This is a genomic window from Phocaeicola paurosaccharolyticus JCM 15092 (assembly GCF_000613805.1).
In the GTDB taxonomy this organism is placed as follows: Bacteria; Bacteroidota; Bacteroidia; order Bacteroidales; family Bacteroidaceae; genus Phocaeicola; species Phocaeicola paurosaccharolyticus.
In genome coordinates, this window is the sequence record NZ_BAJR01000019.1 from 1 (window position 1) to 24,388 (window position 24,388).

The window sequence follows — 24,388 nt, forward strand, 5'->3', positions numbered from 1 at the left end:
TTGAGAAACAGAATGGATTTAGGCTATAGTGGGGAAGATTATTATAATGGTGTTATTGATATTGTTGCTTAAATGACAATGAAACTTCATAGCTTTATGAGTTATTGCTCACGATATTGCTGTGGAGATAACCCTGTATGCCTGCGGAAAAATGTTCCAAAGTGACTTTGATTAACAAAGCCCAGTCTGGAAGAAATCTGTTTTATTGATAGCTGATTGTTTCGAAGAAGGAAAGAGGATTGTTTTATTATCTCATCATTAATAATTTCACTGGCGGTTTTACCGGTTAGTTTCTTGCATACACTACTAAAATACTTTGGAGATATATGTAATAAATTAGCATATTCTGTCACATTAAGATAGGCTATAGACTCATTCTGAATTAGTGAAAGGAACTTCTGCATTATATTTTCAGCCGATATATATTCTCTTTTCATTAAAAATTCTTTTTCACTATCTTCCATAAGTCCTATTATTTCGTAAACCATTATTTGCATCAACCTATCTATTACTTGTTCCTTATAAGACCCTGTAGATGATAATTTACTGCGTAACAGCTTCATATATTCCACGATACGTTGCATCTCTTCTTCAGTGGTATGTAGAATCTCATGTTTCATGGTAATCATGCGTAGACTGACAGTCAGATTTGTTTGTTCTATCAAATGGTCTACATAATTGGGTGATAGAAATAAACCTACAAACTCAAAGTCAAGGCTAAACATAGCTCCTTCTAATATATTACGAGGATTACAGATAAAAATATCTCTGGCACTTAGTTCAAATAGTTGCTCTTTAATTTTAATATTACATGTCCCTTTATGCACAATCACTGCTATATATCCTTCTATGGCAAATACATCATCGAATTGTTTTGCTATCTCAGTAATATTATCAATTATAGCAAAATCTTTATTATAGGATAATGCTACAATATTCTGTTCTATTTCTTGGATATTTACTGTTTTCATATTGCAAATCTAATAAACATAAATAGAAAGTGTGTGTTCTTGATCGCATAAATATTGTTCTATCTGTAATATGGCTTTTCAAGGTAGGAGTTTTAGAACAAATAATAGGAGATAATATTGTTCTAAAGCTCGCATAAACCTACTTATTTTGCTCCCATAATTTTAAGGAAAGAGAAATATATGAAATCAAAGAGTCTATTTTTATTTATAACATTAAGTGTTATTGCATTTACCGGTTGTAAGCAATCTAATGATGATAGAGACCAATCTTCGGTTGAAGTCAAGGTTATTAACCCAATTATCAACACTCAGGCGACTATTTTACAGAACTATTCGGGTACAATAGAGGAAGACAATTCTACAGCACTAAGTTTTTCAACAATGGGTACGATAAAGTCGCTATATATTCATGATGGTCAACATATAAGTAAAGGTCAGTTAATTGGAGTTATTGACGATACATCATTTAAAAGTGCTTATTCAAGTGCAAAGGCAATGCTTGTTCAGATGAATGATGCACATGCGCGTATGAAGCAGTTGCACGACAAGGGCTCATTACCTGAAATACAGTGGATAGATTCGGAGTCAAAACTAAAGCAGGCGGAGTCGGCAGAGCAGATAGCAAGGAAGGCGCTTGATGATACTAAACTATTTGCTCCATGTTCGGGAGTTATTAGTGGGAAATCTGTTGAGGTTGGTCAGAATGTAGCTCCAGGTATTCCTATAGCGAAAATTGTTGGTATAAATAAACTGAATGTTAAGATAAGTGTTCCAGAACAGGAGATAGCGAAGATTAATCTAGGGCAAAAAGCTAATATATCTGTTGACGCATTACAGGGGAAAACATTTACAGCTATTGTGAGTGAGAAAAATGTAGTTGCCAACAAGTTCACTCGTTCTTACGATGTAAAAATGAGAATAGAATCTTCGGATGCTAAGCTAATGCCAGGCATGATTTGCAGGGTGGTATTAAGTACAGCAGCAAACGAACAAGATAAACTGATTCTTCCGGTAAAGATTGTACAAATTGATGAAGAGAACAACTCTTTTGTATGGCTTGATGTAAATGGCAAGGCTGAGAAGAGGATTGTCAAAGTAGGAGGTTTTCTAGGTGATGATATAGAGATTGTCAGTGGCATATCATCAGATGATAGAATAATTTGTGAGGGACAGCAAAAAGTGTGCAATGGGACAAAGTTGACTGTAAAGAAATAAATAGGTAACAATGAAGAAGAAACGTAACATAGTAGAGAGCTGCATGCATTATCGCAAAATCGTTATTTTGCTGGTATCATGTTTTGTAGCTTTTGGAATATATAGCATTGACAAGCTCAATAAAAATGAGTTCCCCGATTTTACTATCCGACAGGGAATGGTTGTCGCTGCAGCTCCTGGATTGAACTCTCAAGAGGTTCTTGATCAGGTAGCTAAACCTTTGGAGGATTATATCTATACATATAAGGAAGTAAATAAGAATAAGACTACTACAAAGTGTCGCGATGGTATTGTATACATTCAAGTAGAGCTAAATGATGATGTCAAAGATAAAGATGAATTCTGGTCTAAATTCAAACATGGAGTAGATTCGTTCAAATCATCATTACCCAGAAATGTGTTGGCTATAGTGACAATGGATGATTTTGGTGATTCATCTGCACTGCTTATAACAATGGAGAGTGAAGATAAGACATATCGTGAACTCAATGATTATATGGATGAACTTACTTCACGTCTACGGAAAATAGAGAGTGTTGGCCGACTTGTAGTAAACGGAGAAAAGAGAGAACAGATAAGTGTTGTACTAGATAATAATCGTCTTGCTCATTATGGACTTAATGACAAACTTATTGCAATGAACTTATTGCAAAAAGGATTCCAGACAACAGGAGGTACATTGAAACTTAATGGAGTGAATATGCCTATTTATGTTTCTCACTCCATAAATTCATTGAAAGATGTGCAGGAGCAGATTGTGTGGAGTGATACTAATGGAAATGTGCTACGTCTAAAGGATATAGCTGAAGTAAAAAAGGAGTATCCTATTTCCGATAGCAGTATAAGCAATACAATAACAAAAGCTAATGGAGGTACCGGTAAGTCTAAGAAATGTATACTGCTTTCATTGGAGATGAAGCCGGGCAACAATATAGTAGCAATGGGGCGTGAAGTTGATAAAGTGTTAGAGGAATATCAACAAACGGTTCCGTCGGATGTGAATTTTTATCGCATAACCGATCAGAGTGAATTGGTGAAAGAATCTGTTACAAGTTTCTTGGGAGAACTTTTAATTGCTATCGTTGCTGTTGTAATAGTTGTTATGCTTTTACTGCCTATTAAAGTAGCACTTGTGGCAGCATCTACTATACCTATTACTGTATTCATATCAATGGGTATATTTAGATTGATAGGGATTGAACTGAATACTGTGACCTTGGCAGCTTTGATTGTCGTCTTGGGTATGATTGTTGACAATTCAATTGTAATCATTGATAATTATCTGGAACAAATAAGTGAAGGGAAACCACGCTGGCAGGCGAGTATTGATTCGGCTACACATTTTTTCAAATCAATATTCTCGGCTACGCTTGCTATTTCAGTAACATTCTTCCCATTCTTATTCGTTACTACCGGCATGCTTCATGATTTTCTGATGATGTTCCCATGGGGAGTTACCATAGTATTAATGGTATCGTTAGCTGTGGCTGCTACATTGGTTCCTATAATGCAATATTACTTTATTAAGGAGCCTTTGAAGAGTAATGAAAAGAAAGGTTTTAACTTTATGAATCTTGTTCAAGGACTATACAACAAATTACTTGATCTAGTTTTTGCTTGGCCAAAGACAACTCTTTTCATAGGTTTTGCATCTGTAGTCATAGGAGTGGTGTTGTTTAAATTCATTCCACAATCAATGATGCCTACCGCCGATCGTAACCAATTTGCCGTAGAGATAACTCTTCCTTTAGGTTCTACTATAGAAGAGACGTCAGCCATCTCTGATTCATTGGAGAATATATTAAAGCAAGATGAAAGGATATTGAGTATTACTGCATTTAAAGGATGTTCATCACCAAGATTTATGAATGCATATGCTCCACAGATAGCAGGAAGTAATTTTGCTCAATTTATAGTAAATACTATCAGTCCAAAGGCTACAATAGAGGTTCTGGACGAGTATGCGCCTAAGTACAGTGACCATTATTCGAAAGCACGTGTACGTTTTAAGCAGTTATCTTATAGTGAAGCAGTTTATCCTATTGAGGTACGTCTATCAAACTCAAATATGGACTCACTAAGAAGTGATGTTGCCAAAGTTAAGGATTTGTTGATGACTCTGCCTGAGTTGAAACAGGTGAGGACCGACTTCTTAGAGGCACAACCTACTGTTAAAGTTAAGATAAAGGAGGAAGAGGCACAACGCCTTCAGGTTGATAACATGGCAATAGAGATGGCACTGGCAATGAGATACTCTTCAGGATTACCATTAAGTAATGTTTGGGAAGGCAACTATAATATACCTGTGGTGATTAAGTCAAATAGAGCAGACTCTTCATCAATAGAGACTGTTAAGGATGAGAAAATTCCTCTATTAGGTGGGGTAGGATATGTTCCATTACGTCAGGTAGCTTCTGTTGAACCAACTTGGACTGACGGACAGATATGTACCCGCAACGGTGTTCCGACAATGAGTGTTGTAGCTGATATTCAAAGAGGATTGAATTCTATTGCAGTTACAGAGACAGTACATAAAGCGTTGGAAAAGAATATATCTAATTTATCATCGAATATTGTTTTTGGAGGAGATAAGGAGAAAGGTGATGAGATGTCAGGTATGTTGGTCAGTGGATTGTGTATTGCCATAGCAATAATAATTATAATACTTATTTGGCATTTCCGTAGACTGAGTGAAACCCTACTTATTTTTGCCAGTATGTCGTTATGTATTTTCGGTGCAGTATTGGGAGGATTGATACAGGGTCTTGATTTTGGAGCTACATGCTTCCTGGGCATTATATCGCTTATAGGTATCCTTGTAAGAAATGCCATAATCATGTTTGACTATGCTGAAGAGCTAAGGAGTGAATATGAAACCATGCCGTTATATAATGATAGAAAAAGATCAATCGTTCGTGATGCTATATATACATCAGCCAAACGCCGTATGCGACCAATATTCCTAACCTCAGCAGCAGCATCAATGGGTGTTATCCCTATGATTATAGGAGGAAGTGGATTGTGGAAGCCTATGGGTGCTGTAATATTCTGGGGAACGCTCATTACAATGTTATTTATTCTTACTGTGTTACCGGTAATGTATTGGTATGTACAAAGGGGTAGCAGTAAGAAACGTATTATGCAACAGAAATTTGAAAATGAATAGAATTATGAAAAAATATATACCATTATCTTTATTGTTTTGCCTTTTTACATTTAATGCACATTCGCAGAGCAAACTAACACTTCAGGAGTGTACATCATTAGCCATTGAGAACAATGCAAAATTGCGTACATCACGTAATAATGTTCTTATGAGTAATGAGACACGTAAAGAGGCATTTACCAAATATTTCCCTCAACTCTCGGCTATGGGCTTTGGGTTTATAGCAGATAAGAGTCTTTTGAATATTGAACTTGATCAGCAGTTCCTGGGTAGTATTATCGGCGAAGCAGCTGCAGGTTTGCCATCATCAGTTGGTGCCTTGAAGAATGGAATGACTGCATCTGTAAGTGCTGTTCAGCCTGTTTTTGTTGGAGGACAGATTGTCAATGGCAATAAACTAGCCAAGTTAGGAGAGGAGGTTTCACAGATTCAATTACAACAATCAGAGAATGAAGTAAGATTGCAGACGAGCAAGTTTTACTGGAATATAGTTCAGTTAAAAGAAAATTTACGTACTATAGATGCGGTTGATGCGCAATTAGCTTCGATAATGAAAGATGTCAAGGCGGCAGTTGATGCTGGGATATCTACTCGAAATGATATGCTAAAAGTGCAGCTGAAGCAGAATGAGATGACCTCTTCACGTTTGCAGATAAATAATGGTATTGGCATTCTTAAGTTGCTTTTGGCACAATATATAGGAATGGGAAGTGAGCCTGTTGATGTAAATTTAACCTCATTACAAGTTCCGGAAAATATGTATACTGATTTGGTTACGCAAGAGGGAATAGAACGAAACACCAACGAATATATGTTGTTGCAAAAGAATGTTGAAGCACAGAAATTGCAGAAAAAGATAGCTTTAGGAAAAATGTTACCTACTGTATCTATTGGAGGTGCTTTTGCTTCCGAGAATCTCTCCTCTATGCCTTTAGGAAATAATGGACGAGATATGAAGAATCATATGATAGGTATGGCAACAGTCTCTATCCCAATTTCTGATTGGTGGGGAGGTTCACATTCGGTTAAGAAACAGAAGATCGCTGTAGAGAATGCGCGTATACAACTTGAAGATAATGCTGTGCTGCTCAAAGTAAATATTATAAATAAGAGAAATAGTGTTGAGGAGATTATTAATCAGATTAATGTCTCTCAGAGCTCAATAGCACAGGCTCAGGAGAATCTTCGTCTGCAGCGTGATTATTATAATGCCGGAACATGTACAATGAGTGATCTGCTTGAAGCTCAGACACTTCTTCAGAAATCTAATGATAAGCTGACTGATAACATTACACAATATCATATTCGTCTGTTGGAGTATAATCAAGCATGTGGACGCTAATTTTTTACTTAATCTATTGCTCATATTATATAAAAACTGTACTTTAACTTGATTTTTCATTAATTACAGTAGAACAATAAAGAATAGGATATTCTTGACCTAATGTGTTCTGATATTATTTATGCTAAGAGTAAAGATTACTATATTAATGTTATTTGTTTTATCGTTGGTAACAGCCAGCGGTAGTTCGAATGGTAATTTCGAGGCAAAGAAGAATGTTGTAGCCGGTAGCTATAACTTCTGGATTTACACCCCTTCGGATTATGAGCCAGGTGGACATCCTATGCCTCTTGTTATATTCCTTCATGCGCAAGCCTTTGTGGAAACAACCTGAACAGAGTTCGTACATATGGGGTACTTGATGCCATTGAGAAGGGTAAGGTGATACCTGCTGTTGTATTGGCTCCTCAGAATGGTGGAGGGGCATGGAGTCCAAAAAAGATTGACGAACTGCTAGAGTGGACAGAAGAACATTATTCTATTGACAAGAGTAGGGTATATGTATTGGGTATGAGTCTTGGGGGATATGGTACCATGGATTATGTAGGGACTTATCCTCATAAGATAGCAGCTGCCATGGCTTTTTGTGGTGGTTGCTCACTCAAGAAAATGGATGGACTTGGACAACTGCCTCTTTGGATAATGCATGGTACTGCAGATAGAGCTGTATCGATAAAGCAGTCAAAGAGTGTGGTAGACTATCTGCAGAAATCCGGCAATGATAAGCTGTTGCGTTATGACTGGATGCAAGGTGGTGATCATGGTGTCTATGCACGGCTTTTCTATTTGCAGAAGACATACGACTGGCTCTTCTCTCACTCTTTAGGTGATAACCCTAAGATAGTGGATAAAGCTTTTGAAATTGACCGCACAGATATAAAAGATACTTATCAGGAACTAAAGTGGAGTTCAGAGATGTTTGATAATGACTGATATCATGGAATTAAATCCATGATATCTCTTTTTGTGACCCAATCTCAAAATGAAGTTTGGCTATCCCTATATCTGTTTTGTTATAGAATCCCCAATCTGTTGAAACAGCAACACGATTATCATTGATATATCTGAAATGGAACTTCTGCTGATTAACAGCACTTGGTCCTAGTAGGGCTGCCTCTATTCCTTCCAGGTACCATTCAGGAGATGATGCGATGTCGCTACTTATTTTGTCAGGTGATTTGCTTTTATGTTGTACTCCTTGATTCTCTCCATAACCTAGTGCTATAAGTGCATAGAGCTTCTCACCATCATTAATTTTGAAGATAGCATTGCTCTTACTATATGATAGGCCACACCAACAACTATTAATACCCAACTGTTGAGCCTTTAGTACAACTATTTCACCATAATATCCGAGTCTCTCCTCAGTCTCTTTTGCTTTAGGACCAATGAGGCAGATATAATTGCGCACATTATAGAACTTACCGTAACGAGCGAAGAACGATTTACCGAAAGCATTTGGCTCATCTGTAATAAGTTGCATGTTAAAATTTCCACTTGCATTACACTTATCGACTATCTCTTTTAAGATATTATTATGTTCCTCAGAAAGAGGTTCTTCCGTATAACGTCTCACGGAATGACGACTCTTTATAGTGTCTAGAGTAATCTCTTTTATTAATTCTTGCATGATAGTATTGAATTTGTATTGGCAAATGTATAAAATGTTTTTTATTATTACTCTGCTTTTATTGAAGCTTGCATACTCACTCAAATAGATATATTTCATAACAATTACAATGTCATCTACAAAAAATAGAAATATTTGAACAGTGAGAAATGAATTAATAATTAACTTTAAACTTGGTACTAAATGGGAACAGATTTGCATATATTAGCGGGATTGATGTTAGACTAATAGTATAAATAAGTTATTCTAATGGTTTTCTTTTAACAATTAAATGATAAGTCTGTTTATTTAATTTATTGATGAAATCTAATGTAATTTTAATTATATGGTAAACTTTGATTATTATTCTCCTACACGCCTTATCTTCGGCAAAGGAGTTGTTGAACAGTTAGCCGAGGTTATGAAACCTATTGGCAAGAGAGTCCTTCTTACTTATGGTGGAGGAAGTATTAAAAGAAGCGGACTTTATGACAAGGTAAAGAGTCTGTTGAAGGATTTTGAAATTACTGAACTTAGCGGTATTGAACCTAACCCAAAGTATGATCCAAGTGTATTGGATGGTGTTCGTCTATGCAAGGAGAACGATATTGAAGTGATACTTTCAGTCGGTGGTGGAAGTGTGCTTGACTGTTCCAAGGCAATCGCTGCAGGTGCAAAATATGATGGAGACCCATGGGACCTTATTTCGTATAAGGTTAAGGCGCAGTCAGCTCTGCCTATTGTTGACATTATGACTATGGCCGCTACAGGAAGTGAGTATGATGCAGGCGGAGTGATTTCACGTACTGATACAAATGATAAGATTGGATATATGGATGAACTTTTATGGCCGGTTTGCTCATTTGTAGATCCAACATATACTTTCACTGTTCCTCCTATTCAAACTGTAGCTGGTGTTGCTGATGCTATAGATCACATCATGGAGCAGTATTTTGCATCTCCAGCTAATGAATTGTCAGATGGGTTCTGTGAGGCAGGTTTCAAAACTCTAATGAAGAATGTACATATCGTACTGGAAAATCCAGAAGATTATGAGGCACGTGCTAATATATCTCTTGCTTGTGCTTATGGTTGTAATGGTATTTATTCTCTAGGAATAGCATCATCTGGATGGCCTATGCATGCTATCGAACATGCTCTTTCTGCTTACTATGATATCACTCATGGTATAGGACTTGCGATAATAACTCCGCGTTGGATGAAACATGTACTTAGCGAAAAAACTGTTCCTAGGTTTGCAAAATTTGGAGTTAATGTTCTTGGTATTGATCCATCGCTAAAGCCTTTTGAAATAGCTAAGAAGAGTATTGATATGATGTTTGACTTCTACAAAAGTATAGGAATTCCAATGCATCTGCGTGAGGTTGGCATAGATGAAACACGCATAAAGGAGATGGCACATCATGTTGCAACAACTCAACCGCTTGATGGCTGTTGGGCTCCTCTATCGGAAGATGATATTGCTGCTATAATGCTAGATTCACTATAATAAATGAATATGAGATAGTTAGTTTATACTAAATATTAAAAGGTTGGATAGATTGCGAAAGCACATATCCAACCTTTATGTTTTAGCTTATATAAATATATTTAATGTTTACAATTATCAATGTTTAAACCATATTTTTTCTCCTCTTCTGAGAACAGTATAGCAGTGTCTATCAGAGCTAAATGGGAATATGCCTGTGGAAAATTGCCTAACTGTTCTTTACTTTCAAAGTCAATGTCTTCACTTAATAGTCCCAGATGGTTTGAATAACTTATCATATTTTCGAACAGGCAACGTGCTTCTTCTTTATTACCTATAACGAATAGTGCATGAATGAGCCAGAAGTTACATATCGTGAATGATGATTTGGGTATTCCGAAATCGTCTGATGATTTATAACGAAACATCAATCCGTTGTACATCAAGTTTTCTTTCACAGCCTTCACTGTATTTTGATATCGTATATCATTTGCATCTGTGAATCCATAAGGCTCCATTAATAATAGTGAAGCGTCGAGACTTCGTTATCATAAGTTTGTGAGAAGCTATTTATGTTCTCTTTCCAACCAAGGTTGAAGACCTCTTGGCGAATAATATCTGCTTCTTTTCTCCATCGTTGTTCATTAATATGACATCCCAATTTCGCAGCAATCTTCGAACCCCTGTCTAGAGCCACCCAACACATCACTTTTGATGAGATGAAATGTTGTTCTTCGCCTCTAATTTCCCAAATACCTTTATCGGGTTTGTGCCATTCTGTCATTACAATACGCATAATATTTTTTACCATATCCCATGCATCCTCTATTTCATCAAGAGAGCCAGAGATGAAGCAGAAATATTGATAAATAAGGTCCATTAAATAACCAAATGAGTCATTCTGTTTTTGTCTGTATGCATCATTACCTATTCTTACAGGTTTGGAGTCCCTATAACCGGTGAGGTGGTCAAGTGTTTTCTCCTTAAGAGTTCGTTCCCCATTTATACCATACATAATTTGGAAATCACTATGGTTCCCAATGAATGTAGATTTAATAAAGTTTATAAAACTCCTTGCAGCATTTGGATGCCCCATATTGATAAGTGTATTTATTGACATTGAAGCATCACGGAGCCAACAAAACCTATAATCCCAATTCCTAACTTCACCAACAACTTCTGGTATACTGGTAGTAATTGCTGCCAACATAGCGCCATTTGTAAACGACATCATCTTTAAAGTAAGCATGCTGCGCTCAATTGTTTCGCCGTATATTTGGTACTTACGTGCGTTCTCACTCCAGTCAAGCCAGTAAACTAATGTCCGGCAATAGTCAAGCTTCTCTCTGTCTAAATCAACTTTTATTACTTTCTGATTGTAAGAAAGAAGCATAAATTCATCTTTTTTTAATGTGAACTCTATTCCTTCGGCTATATATTGGAGTGTAAGAGAGGAGTATAGATATTGCCTGTCGCGTATATTAGATGATGACATAGTCTCTATATACTCTTCAGTAATATTATATAAAGTTCTTCCTCGGGCATAGTCTGGCCTTGGTTGGTATATTACTTTTATTTTTGGATTACCACGTATTAAGTGTATATACCTATAGATTTCTGATGCTCTATAGTATCCATATCCATCCTTCTTTTTATATCTCGGCATAAAGTCGGTAACGACAAAAGTTCCTTCGTCTGACTCAAAAGTCGTTGCCAGGAGATTTGTATGTGGAATGTATTTTTGTGTAATTTTATAATCATCAGGAACTTTGAATCCAAAAGATCCACCTTTTTCTTTATCCAGTAATCGGGCAAATACAGAGGATGAGTCAAATCTAGGAAAACATAACCAGTCTATACTTCCGCGTTCAGAAACAAGAGCAGCTGTTGTACAATTGCCAATTACTCCGTAGTTTAGATTTTGCATAATATTATTGATTTTGATTATTACTTTATACTGTTATTTATGACTCTCTATCGTACACACAAGCCGTAGAGTAAATTGATTACGTCTTTTTGCCTAGTAAGTGTATAACGGGCATCATCACATGTATTACCAACTTTAATGCTAAAACTATCGTACGGCATCTCACGGAACATATCCTCATCTGTTGTATCGTCTCCTATGGCAAAAATGAAGTCGAAATTGTCTTCATCAATTAGTCTTCGTATCTCGGTTCCTTTAGAATATTGGTTGGGTTTAATCTCTACTACTTTATTCCCATTTATAATCTGAAAGTTTTGAGCTGAACATATAGGTATGAGTTCGCGCATCATTTGACGTGCTCTGAATTGTCCCATTTCATTTACTACCTCTCTGTAGTGCCATACAATGGCTGTTTCCTTAACTTCTATGTGGGAATTAACAGTCTTGCATGTGAATTTTCGCATTATTTCAAGAAGTTTAGGATCCCATTTTTGTGTACCAGATTTTTTATGCCATCCTTCATTATCCTTATAGTAGGCTCCATGTTCTGCTGCTAACTTTAAGCCTTTTATATCTCCAAGCCATGAGTCCAGTGTATTACAATCTCTGCCGCTATTTATTACTACGCTGTTTTTATCATCCTGACACAATGTTGTAAGCAATGATTTTACTTCTTGGGTAGGGTAGGCATCTTTGGGATTATTATGGAATCCAACGAGCGTACCGTCATAGTCGAATACAAGCAGACGTTTGTTACTATTGCTATATCGATTGAAAAGTTCTGCTAAGCCCTCTTTGGTGAGTGTCTTATTATTAATTTGTAGATTACGATCTATAACTTCTTTCCACTCTTTGAAAAAATCTGACGCCCATCTATTTACATCGTATTTAGAAACACGCTCCTGCAATCTTTTCATTCTTCTTTTCTGCTCTATCTCTGGCATCTCTAATGCTTGCTGGATGGCTAATGCTATTTCATCAGTATCATTGGGGTTTATAAGAATAGCATCTGTCAGTTCTATTGAAGCTCCTGCCATCTTGCTTAGAATCAATACACCAGGACTATCTTGTTTTGCTGCAATATATTCCTTTGCAACAAGATTCATTCCATCTCTTAAAGGTGATATAAGTGCTATATCAGCAACCTTATACATAGCTACTAAATCATTGAATTTGAAACTATGATAGAAATAGTTTACGGGAGTCCATCCAACTTTAGAAAATTTCCCATTTATATTACCTATCTTCTCATCAATGTGTTTCTTCATCTCTGCATACTTAATAACTTTATCTCTGGATGGGACAATAATCATTCCCAATGATACTTTTCCATGGTATTCAGGATGTTGATCTAGAAAAGTTTCAAATCCTACAAGACGGTGTACTATTCCTTTGCTATAGTCAAGGCGGTCCACGGAGATAATGACTTTGTTACCACCAAACTGTTCTTTAAGTTTATAGACAGAGTCCTTAACAGCTTCTGTTGATGGAGCCTGACTATAAAGTTCATAATTAATACCCATTGGTAGTGCATCAACCCATACAGCTCGCCCATCCACCATAACCTCATTAAGCTTAAACTCAAATCCTAAAATCCTTTCAACCGATTTAGTGAAATGACGCATGTAGTCAAGGGTATGGAATGCAATAAATTCAGCCCCTAATAAGCCTTTCAGTAGTTCTGAACTGTTAGGCATAACGCTAAATAGTTCGAATGAGGGGAATGGGATATGATGAAAGTATGCAATACGTAGGTTAGGACATTTCTCTCTAAGTAGGTTTGGTAGTAACATTAGTTGGTAATCTTGCACCCAAACTATGCTATCGTCATCTACCTGTTCCATTACTTTATTGCAGAAAATCTGATTTACTTCTTTATAAGCTTGCCATTGATTTCTTTGGAAAGCGGAATATCCGTAGAAATAGTGACAAAGAGGCCATAATGTGCTATTGGAATAGCCTTCATAATAGTCATGGTATTGGGAGGATGATAAAAATACTGGATGCATTTTCATTTTTACCATCTCCATTGTGATATTTTTTTTAGTTGTCTTATCTTTGGGGCATACTCCAGGCCATCCTATCCAATGCTTTTCATATATTGTATCGAGTGAATTTAGCCCTGTTGCTAATCCACCCTCGCTAGTCTCAAATTCTAATTTCCCATTATTTTCAGAGACTTTAATAGGCAAACGGTTTGCAACTATAATTAACTTCATACCTATTTTTCTATTATTATGTTATTGTATTTTTTAGTCATATTATAGTCCAATTCAGGATAGAGGAAAAAAGGATTACGGCTTTCTGTCTCTCCTTCAGTATATTCCCATATAGATCCATATATCTTTGGATCTTCACCTATGTCCTGTAATTGAATCATATATTCATATAGTGACTTATTCTCTTTAATATAGACCTTATCATTATTATTGATAATAGGTGAATGTTTACGCTTTTGGTCATGTTTGAATTCCAAAAGTCGACATCCATCAGGCATTATACCTACCATTTTGAATGTCATACTTTTCCCAATGCCTGGAAGATTCAGTACATTACGGTCGCTGGCGATTTTAGAGATATAGACTTTTTCTTCATTACTTTCTTGCATACTTCGACAGTTTGGCGTGAACACGTCATGATTTTCTTGAAATCCCTTCACCGAAAATGTGTAGTAAGGTTTCACACCTAGCGAGTTGAGCACTTTGCGGAGTTTAGTTGTATGTCCACGACGTGATGCTCCTACGTTGAATACAAGTTGGTTTGTCACTGTCCATCCCGTGGCATGTATTTGTTTGATAGCCTTACTTACCTCTGGCGTTATTTCCAGTGGACTTTGAAAATGTGTCTGTATGAAAAACTGTTTCACACCAACAGACATGGCATGAATACGGAAGTTAGTAAGAATATCAATTAGTTCGTCATCAATACGCATAGGTAGATATACAGGTAGTCGTGTGCCGAGTCGAACTCGCTGTATTTCTGCATATTTTTTACCTTCATGACGCTTCATATTAGCATGTTTCTTATTGCGTGCCATAACTATAACTGCCTGTAATATATTTCTAAGTGTGGTATTACTGCTCATCAAGGCGTCGCTACCGGTTATGAGTATGTCACGCAGTTGGGTGTCCTCTTCGAAATATTTCATCAGACGACGCAACTTATGCTCCCATTTTTCGTTGGGCTTAAGCTTATCGAAGTCGAAGTTGAGTCGTCCACTTTGGAAGTCGTACATACGCTGACAATAAGAACATAGTCCACCACAAGCGCGTCCCATAGAATCGGGGATAAGTATTGCTACATCAGGATAGCGGCGATGAATGTTATTACCTTCCGGTAGCAGCCAACCGGCTGCATTAGGTTTGCCGTCCTCCACGCTATCTTCCTTCTCCCAAGCCTTGATGTTCCCGAATGTTTCCACCAGATTATTGGTGTACATTATTTGCTGGCGTATTGTCTGGTCGTCATAACCGTTACCTGTTATGTCAAGTAGTGATAGATAATATGGTGTGACGAATATTGGTATACCTTTTTGTTGTGCACGACGATATATGTCTATCTTTTCTGCAGAGAGAGAACCTCCGAGCATATCGTTAAGGGCTTTTGGTGAACGTGCAGCCAATGCTAAATGGAATTTTGAATCTTTCCACCATTCTTCCACTCTTTGATGTTTATCCTCCATTGTCATTCCTTCAGCAAATAGAAATCTGCTTTTAGGAGAATGTCTTTGTTCTATACGATGAATAAGGTGTGATATAATGCGATGTTTGTTGGCCTCTCTTATAGCAATAACCTCTTTGTCAAGTCCGCTTTTCCATCGTGATGCCCATTGCTTCACTTTTTCTTCAGTAGGAATTTTTATTGGATCTTTATAGAGACGTAGCAATTGCTGGTAAATATCCATAAGGAAAGCTGTGTCATCTATGCATGCCTCATTGTTGTGGAGAATAGTCCACAAGCGAGATAAAGTCGGTGATTTTATTATTTTACCGGTAGATAGTTCAAATACTTCGCGATCGTCGTATTCTACCAATCGGTATATGTTTTCCTTTGCTTGAGTTGGAGCATTGGTCAGATCTTCCGATTTAAGGTAATCACTGATTTTTGTTTTAAACTCGTCGGAATTACTGCTCTTAGCGGCAAACTCGACAATTGTTGTTAAATTGATTTCGAAGTGAGCCATAATCTTCTTCAGATGCTGACTCATGATCTTTTTCGTCATAAGCGATTTAATTTTTATTATTAATAAGGATTGTCACTTAGCAGATGTTGTAAAATAGTACTATAACCAAGTGACATTTACTGCAAATCATTGAGAATTAATGCAGTAAGAAGTTGTTCACAAAGAACAGAGTGCAATTACTTTCACAGCAAAATAACAAAAACAAATGAAAAAGCCAAATTTGATAAGTGTTATTATAGTTTATTAGTATCAGATTTGCATTACTTATTGATGGATAAAAAAACAATTCATAAAAAATATGTATTTCAATGGATAACATTTAACTTCGTAATTCTATTTTATTAATATTTACTACATTGTAGCATGAAAAGAGAAATAAATCCTTCAGATACATCCAGAGCAACTGCATTTGAAATGTGGATGAGTTCACAACAGCCGATGGTGACTGTATTTAAGACTATTGATATAACTCGTATTGTGAAGCTGAGCCATAAAACAGGATTCAAGTTCAATATGTTGATGTGTTATTGCATAGGAAAGGCGGCTAATCGCATTCCAGAATTTCTGGTTCTTCCAGAAAAATGTAAGTTGATGAAATACGACAAAATAGGCATCAATGTAATTGTACCAAAGGCTCAAGGTGGAATTAACTGGTGCGATATTCCTTTTGATGATGATATAAATGAATTCAAACAAAGCTATATCAACTTGACAAAAAGAGCTTCTGAAGAGGGTGAATATATCAATGACTTTGATTTAATGATTATTGGGACTTCCAATCTTTCAGAATTTGAATTCGATGGTGTAGTTAATCAATATAACAACTCATGGAATAATCCTTTCATGGCATGGGGGAAATATCGCAGTCATTGGTTCCGCAAATATTTGAAACTTTCTTTTCAGTTTCATCATGTACAGATGGATGGTGAGCAGGCTTGCAGATTCTTACAATTCCTACAGGAAGAAGTTGACAGAATAAAAATTTAAAGAGTACATAAAATATGTACTCTTTTTATATTATATATAGACTAACATTCGTAAAAGTTGAGTTTTGCCAGCGAATACCTATGATATTTTATAATATATCATTCTGCTTAAGTTGACTGAAAAATCTATATCCTCCTTGATAGTAGCATACAGATTGATATATTTTATAGAAACCACCTCCAATGTATAATCACTGAAATCAAGCAAGCCTTTTTGCATCCTCCATACATCACATATCTGAATATATCCTCATGTGTGATTGTGATTTTTGATTGATTGTGGTTCCTAGGATATTACCTAATTGGGACCCAAATTTCTGTAGTCATATCCTCAGGAGTAGTTGTTGAAGAATCATTGAGATATTTTTTCAAAGAGCAACCACATGATCAGTTGACATCGAGGTTAGGAACAATCTCTGAGAATATATTTCGAGATAATTGGTCTTTTATCAGTAATTTATGAACTTGTATTTATGATTTTATTGGTTGCAGGACTTACAAAGATATCAATAGGCCTCTAGTTTTACGAAAACTAATAATAAGGAATATAATGATAAATCATTACCTTTGTAACAATATTTATTAAAAATAGAATACAATGAATCGTTTTTTTATCTTATTATTAGTAATAATGGGACTATCTACGACGGCAAAAGCGGAGAAGGAAGACCCATTTCATGGTGATAAAGTACTTTTTGAACTGAATAAACAGGTGTATGATAGCCTCCAATCTCCATCTTTTTTTAAGATGCAGGAGGAGGGACTGAAACGAGCTGTCAGTACAAAAAATGAATTTTACTATAATACTTTTCGACGTGCAATTATTTCTCATTATTATGTTTTGGAAGATAAGGAGAACTTTCTTAGTGAATGTGACAAATTAATAAAACATTATAAAGAAGGTAAGGAGAAAAAAGCGAGAAATATCTTTATGACGCATGGGCTACTAAATTTGACCGATTGCAGATATGGGGCGATCATGACCAGGCAATAGCTGTAATTCATCAGATGGCAGATTATGCTCAGAAACATCGTCATGAATTAGGAATGGCTATTGTTAATTTCTGTTTTGGTCAAGTGTACCTGGATAATCGTCAACCTGCTGAAGCAGATAAATATTACAGGTTAGCTTATAAAGGACTACTTAATAAGAAAGAATACGATCGCGCATTAAGAGCTGGATTCAACCTGATGGCAGTACAGATGAACCTGAATGCACCAGAGAAAGGTTTGCTTATCAGTGATGATAATGCAAAATTACTGAAACAGTGGCAGGCCGAAGGTGCAGAAGTAAATCCGGTAACATTAATGAAGCAGGCTCTATATCGTTTCCGTTTACTTTTCCAGTCCGGACGCTTTGAAGAGGCAGAAGCTCAGCGTGATACTATGTTTTACTATAATAATATGCATAAGGATCCGGCTCAACAGGAGATCATTCAATATGCTATTGTATGTTTCGAAGAGCAGAGAGGCAATTACAAAGAAGCTTATGCCGGCTTGAATTCTCTTGTTAATCGCTTTTTGGAGGAAAAAGACTATCTTAAAGTTGCTAGATATAGGTACGAACTAGCCGATATACAGCGTGAACAGGGCGATTATATAGGAGCTATGGAAAGCTACCGTCAATATTGTATTGATAATGATTCGGCTAATGTTCAGTCAACAAACAGCCAACTTAATGAACTTACGAAGAAATTTCAGTTGAATGAGTTGACGTTACAAAACAAGTTGTCAACAAATCGACTCTATGCCGCAATTGTATGTATTATGCTGTTGTCTGTTGCTGTTTTTATATATTTTGTCTATACCCACAGGTTGCGTAAAAAGAATAGGGTATTGTATGATACTATCGTACAATCACAAAAAATGCAGGATGATCTTTACATTTCTCACGAACAAGTTTCTGAAGATCAGTTGAGTAATGAAGAAAAACTTTACCGTAAGTTATGCAAGCTTATACAGACAGAAGAACTTTTCAAAGACTCTCAGATAAAGAGGGAGGATTTAGCTGTAAAACTTGGTACCAATCGTACATATCTTGCTGATGCAATAAAGCAATTTACAGAAGGACTTACTTTTATGGAATTTTTGAACCGTTATCGTCTGCGTCATGCTGCTACATTGCTTAGTGAAGATCAAGACATACCAATAAATGAGATAGGGGATGTTTCTGGTTTCAATTCTCGTAGCACATTTAACCGTTTGTTCCGTGATTTTTACGGTATGTCTCCTTCGGAATATAGAGCAATATCTAAAGAGAAAAAAGTTAAGTAGCTATTATAGATAAAAAAACGACCCTGCTCAATGCAGGAATAAATTATACTTGATTCAATCCCTTCTTGCATTATACAGGAAGGTTTCCACCAAACACTTAATGCCCTTGCAGATTGCGAGGGCATTTTTGTATCCTAAAAATGTTTCTAAAAGTGTAGAAAGTAATAGCTCAGTTACTGTCATTATCTGCGTCGCAAAATCTGTCGTGATAGGTTTATTAACCGATCATGATCGGTTAACCAATGAATCATGATCGGTTGAACAGTTTGTCATGATTCATTTTATGAACAATGAAAACAGTTGATCCTCTCTTTTCTTTGCATGAAAAAAGATAATATTATTTATTGCATATTTAAGACAATCTTATCCTGTCTTAAAACCAAGACTATTTAAATAAGAATTGCTTTTTGTCTATTTTCTTCTATAATAATCACTTCTTCATTAAAGAATAACTTCATATTATTTTATCATCACATTTATTTCTCTTGTATTTCGATAGTCATGTTAAGACGTTATTGACTATTTTTTAATTCCACAAAGCTCCCTTTTAATAAATTATATTGTAAATATATTCTACTGCAAATCAGTGAGTTGCGCCGTTGGGACAACCTTTATCATGTATGAGACAGTCCTGTTTTTTAAAAAAAGTACGTTTGCCTAATAAAAAAAAGGACGCATACAGATGTTGCATTGGGTGTATATTTTCGAAACCAAAGAGGGTGATCTTAAAATTGGCTTATCAACCGATTTTAGAAAGAGTTGGTCTGATTTAAAGTCAGGTGAGATGATAGTGTATTTACGTGTTTTTAATGTAGCCTTTGATGCAGCAGCTCATAAACATTTGTTAGATGATCTTTCTCAAAGTTCTGTAAAATTCTTAATCAACAAAGAGAAAGAAAAAACTAAAGTATTACTCCGCCATGCTCTATCACTAATACAATAAATCACCCAAAGAGAAACATGACAAATCTATACGCTTTCAATGAAATTTATGGCCTCACATTTTCTGCTGTTGGCTATTATCAAGGAAACATTTACATCATGTGTTTCTGATAAAGAAGAGATTATAAGTTGAATTCAGAAATAATAAATAAGCCTGTGATAACTAAGTCATTTAAATATAGAAACAAATGAAAAATTGTAGAAGTATCTCCGCGGTGTTTGCAATAACAGCACTACTCACCGCATGTTCCAACAACGAAAACGAACCAAGTGCGTTCGAAAATCGTAATCCGTTAAAAATTACGGCTAATATTCCTCGTTCGCGTGCTGTCAACAATGATTGGCAGCAGAATGATGCTATTGGCCTTGTACTATTTGATGCTGGTACAACAAATCCTTGCGATGGCAAGGTTAACTACTGCTATGTGACCGCAGATGGTAGCGGTACATTTAATGCGAAAGATGATGCCAGCAAAGCATATTTGCCTACTGGTAGTAAATCTACAGACCTTTTGGCTTATTATCCACAGACATCTGCTGTAACTCCAAACAATCTTATCGTACCTGTAGATGTTACTACACAGACTAATTTGCCTGCAATAGACTTGATGGTAGCTGATAAAGTTACAGGACTGACTGCACAAAACAGTACAGCATCTCTATCATTTAGTCATAAACTTTGCAAATTGGTATTGAAAGTTCAGAAAGATGATAGCTCAGCAGATGTTGACCTTTCAAATGCTACAGCAGTAATTAAAGGAACAAAGACAAAAGCTTCATGGAATCTTGCTAATGCCGAACTGAGCCAGTCTGGAGATGCTGCTGATATTGCATTGTCTATGACGCCTGATGGTACCCAATCTACAGCTATTGTATTACCAACTGATGCCGGAAGTGGGGTATCTATTACACTTACAACAAAAAATGGGTCGGCTTTTACTGCTTCGCTCGATCCTTCTCTTGCACTTGTTGCAGGAACTGTAAATACATATACAATGACGCTTCATCGTTATTCAGCTGCTATAACAGCTACCATTACTCCATGGCAAACAGGTGTAGAAACAGGTGGCACATCAACACTTGATGTAGTTTCAGGAGGGAACGTGGTATTGCCTGCTGATACAGAAGGTCAATTTTATGTATATACCGTTGATGGAGCCAATTTAGGCCTTTACAACTGGAATAAAACAACATTATCAGCGACAACCCCAATCTATTGGGAGCAACTGTCTGAAGCTGCACACACATTTGGTGCAACATTCGTTCCTACTGTACCAGTAGTTGCAGGAAGCAATTTCGAAAAGGATTATCTCATTTCTATTGCTAACAATGTTTCTTTTGGTGGAATGGTGAAGTTTGAAATGAAACATGCCATGGCCGATTTTGCTATCATGCTGACTTCAAAGAATGCTGAAGGTGATGTTACAACCTCAAATCTATTTACAGAAGCAGAACTGAAAGCAGCGACCGTAACATTCGTTTCTTCAATGGAAAGCAAGTTTGATAGCAATAAAGGAAGTTTGTCTTTTGTTGCTTCAGTACCTGTACGCACCATTACATTACCTCTTAATGATGCTTCTCAGATTAAATTCAGATGTATGATAGCTCCACAAACAATAACATCCTTGGTTATTACCCTTGGTGGGAAGACTTATACATTTAAGAAAGACCTTGAACTCAAAGCCGGAAATACCAATACACTAACATTGAATATTTTGAAAAGTACAACTGGATTAGATGTAACATTAGCAGGCTGGAGCAACACAGAGCTTGGCAATGCAAGTGTTGGTATTGATGATTAAGAATAAATGAATACTATAATAATTATATAAATAATGAAATCAATTATAAAACTATTTGTTGTCACAACAATGATTAGCCTTTGTGCCTCATGCAGCAACGATGAAACAGTAAATGGTGATAATAGTAACTGTGTACAATTCAGCGCATCTGTTGAATATGACACCAAAACACGTTCTGTAGAAAGTACTCCTTATACAGGAACACTTACTCTTTGGAACGGTTCTGTAAAAGGTGGTGTAAGTGCGGATTATACATACAGCAACAATACATGGAGTGCAAATCCTCCACTTTTCTGGGATAATTTGTCTTCAGACGGTAGTGGACTTTATACTTTCTATGCTACAGCAAACCACTCTACATTGAATGAAGGAGCCACCGATGGAGTTGTTGCTGCCGATCAAAGTGCAAACGATGGTTATGCCAAAGCCGATTTGCTTGCAGCATATGCAGAAAGCACAAAGCGCAACCAAACATTAAGTTTTAATTTGAAGCATCTCATGGCACAGTTCACTGTAGTGTTGAATAATTCAACAGATGCTAATGCTGCTTTTACTGCTGATCAACTTCATGGTGCAACAGTTGCGGCAAAGTCTTTGCATGCAGATTATACAGCAACATGGGGAGCTACTGCCAGCATAACATCCGGTACAGCTGCCGATAAACTAACAGACATTACCCTCTGTCCTGATGCTGCAAATGCATCTGCATCAACTGGCCTTATTTACCGTGCTATTGTACCTGCCGGTCAAACATTGGGCAACGTGCAAATAAATATTGATGGCAAACCTTATACTATTAATATAAATCACGCCATCAATGCCGGAGAAAACACCGTGCAAACACTCAATGTAGCGAAGACAGGTATATCTCTTGGCGCAGTAAGTGTAACCAACTGGGTGGAAAACAACCTTGGCGATGCAGCTCTTGCTATCAACATTGCCGGCACTAACAGTGGAACAGATGCTACTCTTTTTACTGATATGAGTATATGGAAACGTGGAAGTTCAGTTGAAAGCGATAAGCAAAATGCTCTTATATATAAAAAGGCAGCAGGAGTGTGGGCTTTTGATGCTGCAAGCAATAGCGGTAAAGCACCTTTTTATTTAGATGACGTTGTGGCTTCCGACCAGTTCTATGCATCAGCAGTAAATAGAGATGTTAACGGAAATCCAATATCTGATGCACAAACCAATCTTTTAGATGGCTTGATTGCCAGACCTGCTTCTGTGAGCCATACCACCGGTGGGGCACTTAACTTAGAGTTCCATCATGCCTTTGCACAGCTTACAGTAGTTGTAAAAGCAGGAAGTTCTTTACCTGTGTCTATTTCACTTATCGGAGCTAAAATCACTACTCCAAGTATGATTCAAAATGCATCAACTGCTTTGTACAATGCCGACGGTAGCCTTTCATTAGTTGCAAGTGGTACTGCTTCACCATATAACCTTGTTACAACTTATGATGCTGCAAAGAGTCAGGCCGAGCTTACTGCTATTGTTGTTCCCCAAAAACTTGTTGCCGGAAGTAAGTTTACTGTTACTCTTGCTAATGGCAATGCTTACACTGCTACACTTGATAACGAAGTAAATTTGAATTCAGCACAAAACAATGCCCTTACACTGACAGTTAACCCAACTGCAGCAAAGATAGCAGCCGTAACAGTGGCCGACTGGGGTACAGGTGCCGATGCAGCAGCTGATGCAACTCTTGATGGTGTAACCATTTCTGCTGAAACACTGAACGGTATTTCTGAAGATGGAGGCTTAGCTGTCTCTGTTATTAATGGCGAGAGTGGTTATCTTACAGGTCTTTACCCAATTGTTTATACAAGTGGTGTAGCAAGTGTAAATACAGCTTCGACTAATTATACCCCTATACTTTGGGATGAAATGCCACAGTACTCTGCTGGAGCTACTTTAAACAGTTACTCTTATAAAGCACTTTTTGTCCCAGCAAACAGTGTGTCAGGCAACCAGGATAGGGATTACCTGCAAACAGAAGGAGCTACAGCTGCTACTCCTTGGGGTATAACTCCTTCATTTACATTGAAACATGCTATGGGTAAACTCGTAGTGAAGTTACAGAGTGACGGTACTTATACTGCAGATCAGCTGAAAGCAGCTACACTAACTTTCACTTCGGCTAAATATGTATATGGGTATTCCGATGCGGAACTTACTTATGAAAACGCTTCCCGCACCATCACCATGAGCAATGCCAGCGGTACAGCAGATGCTTTGGGTACTTACACTGCCATTGTGTGTCCGCAGAGCATTACCGGCATTAAACTGGTAATAGCAGGAAAAACCTTCAATTTAACCACAAACATTGCTCTTGCTACAGGAAGCATCCATACACTTACTGCCTCTGTAAACAAGTCGGTAGTGAAGATTGGTACTGTTAATGTGAACGATTGGGGGGAAGGTGGCTCCTCTACGGGCAGTTTCCAATACTAATTTGTAATGCACGCATAGAATATAA

At 36.8% G+C, this 24,388-nt stretch carries 14 protein-coding genes and 2 pseudogenes; 11 read left to right on the forward strand and 5 right to left on the reverse strand.

Annotated elements, in window-relative coordinates; all coding sequences use genetic code 11:
* Nucleotides 1–101 precede the first annotated feature (101 nt).
* Nucleotides 102–971 (reverse strand): helix-turn-helix domain-containing protein, encoded by an 870-nt coding sequence (locus tag JCM15092_RS08860; protein ID WP_024994352.1) that lies wholly within the window; start codon nt 969–971, stop codon nt 102–104.
* A 180-nt stretch (nt 972–1,151) separates the two neighbouring features.
* On the opposite strand from JCM15092_RS08860, the gene JCM15092_RS08865 reads away from it, so the two are divergent.
* From JCM15092_RS08865 to JCM15092_RS15580, 4 genes and pseudogenes are all read left to right on the forward strand, one after another.
* Nucleotides 1,152–2,186: an efflux RND transporter periplasmic adaptor subunit gene (locus tag JCM15092_RS08865; protein ID WP_024994353.1), complete on the forward strand. Its 1,035-nt coding sequence runs from the start codon at nt 1,152–1,154 to the stop codon at nt 2,184–2,186.
* A gap of 10 nt (nt 2,187–2,196) precedes the next feature.
* A complete protein-coding gene (locus tag JCM15092_RS08870; RefSeq protein WP_024994354.1) occupies nt 2,197–5,352 on the forward strand; it encodes an efflux RND transporter permease subunit in 3,156 nt (1,051 codons plus the stop codon).
* 4 nt (nt 5,353–5,356) lie between these two features.
* On the forward strand, nt 5,357–6,694 hold the full coding sequence (locus tag JCM15092_RS17075; RefSeq protein ID WP_159101383.1) for a TolC family protein: 1,338 nt from the start codon (nt 5,357–5,359) through the stop codon (nt 6,692–6,694).
* Between the two features lie 121 nt (nt 6,695–6,815).
* A pseudogene (locus tag JCM15092_RS15580) lies at nt 6,816–7,627 on the forward strand (carboxylesterase family protein).
* Between the two features lie 10 nt (nt 7,628–7,637).
* Here the strand turns inward: JCM15092_RS15580 and JCM15092_RS08885 are convergent.
* A complete protein-coding gene (locus JCM15092_RS08885) occupies nt 7,638–8,324 on the reverse strand; it encodes a nitroreductase family protein (protein WP_034541819.1) in 687 nt (228 codons plus the stop codon).
* Between the two features lie 325 nt (nt 8,325–8,649).
* Between JCM15092_RS08885 and JCM15092_RS08890 the strand changes: the two genes are divergently transcribed.
* Nucleotides 8,650–9,813 carry an iron-containing alcohol dehydrogenase gene (locus tag JCM15092_RS08890; protein ID WP_024994357.1) on the forward strand — a complete coding sequence of 388 codons (1,164 nt, stop codon included), beginning with the start codon at nt 8,650–8,652 and terminating at the stop codon, nt 9,811–9,813.
* Nucleotides 9,814–9,914: 101 nt separating this feature from the next.
* Here JCM15092_RS08890 and JCM15092_RS15585 read toward each other — a convergent pair.
* From JCM15092_RS15585 to JCM15092_RS08905, 3 genes and pseudogenes are all read right to left on the reverse strand, one after another.
* Nucleotides 9,915–11,719, reverse strand: a pseudogene (locus JCM15092_RS15585) (glycoside hydrolase family 15 protein).
* A gap of 47 nt (nt 11,720–11,766) precedes the next feature.
* Nucleotides 11,767–13,938 (reverse strand): bifunctional alpha,alpha-trehalose-phosphate synthase (UDP-forming)/trehalose-phosphatase, encoded by a 2,172-nt coding sequence (locus JCM15092_RS08900; protein ID WP_024994358.1) that lies wholly within the window; start codon nt 13,936–13,938, stop codon nt 11,767–11,769.
* Nucleotides 13,939–13,940: 2 nt separating this feature from the next.
* Nucleotides 13,941–15,926 carry a KamA family radical SAM protein gene (locus JCM15092_RS08905; RefSeq protein ID WP_024994359.1) on the reverse strand — a complete coding sequence of 662 codons (1,986 nt, stop codon included), beginning with the start codon at nt 15,924–15,926 and terminating at the stop codon, nt 13,941–13,943.
* Between the two features lie 339 nt (nt 15,927–16,265).
* Here JCM15092_RS08905 and JCM15092_RS08910 point away from each other — a divergent pair, with 339 nt between their 5' ends.
* The 6 genes from JCM15092_RS08910 (at nt 16,266) to JCM15092_RS08935 (ending at nt 24,363) form a co-directional block, all read left to right on the forward strand.
* Nucleotides 16,266–16,889 carry a CatA-like O-acetyltransferase, family 2 gene (locus JCM15092_RS08910; protein ID WP_024994360.1) on the forward strand — a complete coding sequence of 208 codons (624 nt, stop codon included), beginning with the start codon at nt 16,266–16,268 and terminating at the stop codon, nt 16,887–16,889.
* Between the two features lie 597 nt (nt 16,890–17,486).
* Nucleotides 17,487–17,882 carry a hypothetical protein gene (locus JCM15092_RS08915; protein WP_024994361.1) on the forward strand — a complete coding sequence of 132 codons (396 nt, stop codon included), beginning with the start codon at nt 17,487–17,489 and terminating at the stop codon, nt 17,880–17,882.
* Nucleotides 17,849–19,162, forward strand: a complete 1,314-nt coding sequence (locus JCM15092_RS16625; protein WP_024994362.1) for a helix-turn-helix domain-containing protein — start codon at nt 17,849–17,851, stop codon at nt 19,160–19,162. The genes JCM15092_RS08915 and JCM15092_RS16625 overlap by 34 nt, the downstream gene beginning before the upstream one ends.
* Nucleotides 19,163–19,844: 682 nt before the next feature.
* Nucleotides 19,845–20,105, forward strand: coding sequence for a hypothetical protein (locus JCM15092_RS08925; protein ID WP_024994363.1), 261 nt, complete (start codon nt 19,845–19,847; stop codon nt 20,103–20,105).
* Nucleotides 20,106–20,292: 187 nt separating this feature from the next.
* Complete coding sequence (locus tag JCM15092_RS08930) at nt 20,293–21,906, forward strand: fimbrillin family protein (RefSeq protein ID WP_084488513.1); 1,614 nt, start codon at nt 20,293–20,295, stop codon at nt 21,904–21,906.
* A gap of 33 nt (nt 21,907–21,939) precedes the next feature.
* Complete coding sequence (locus tag JCM15092_RS08935; protein ID WP_084488515.1) at nt 21,940–24,363, forward strand: fimbrillin family protein; 2,424 nt, start codon at nt 21,940–21,942, stop codon at nt 24,361–24,363.
* Nucleotides 24,364–24,388 lie beyond the last annotated feature (25 nt).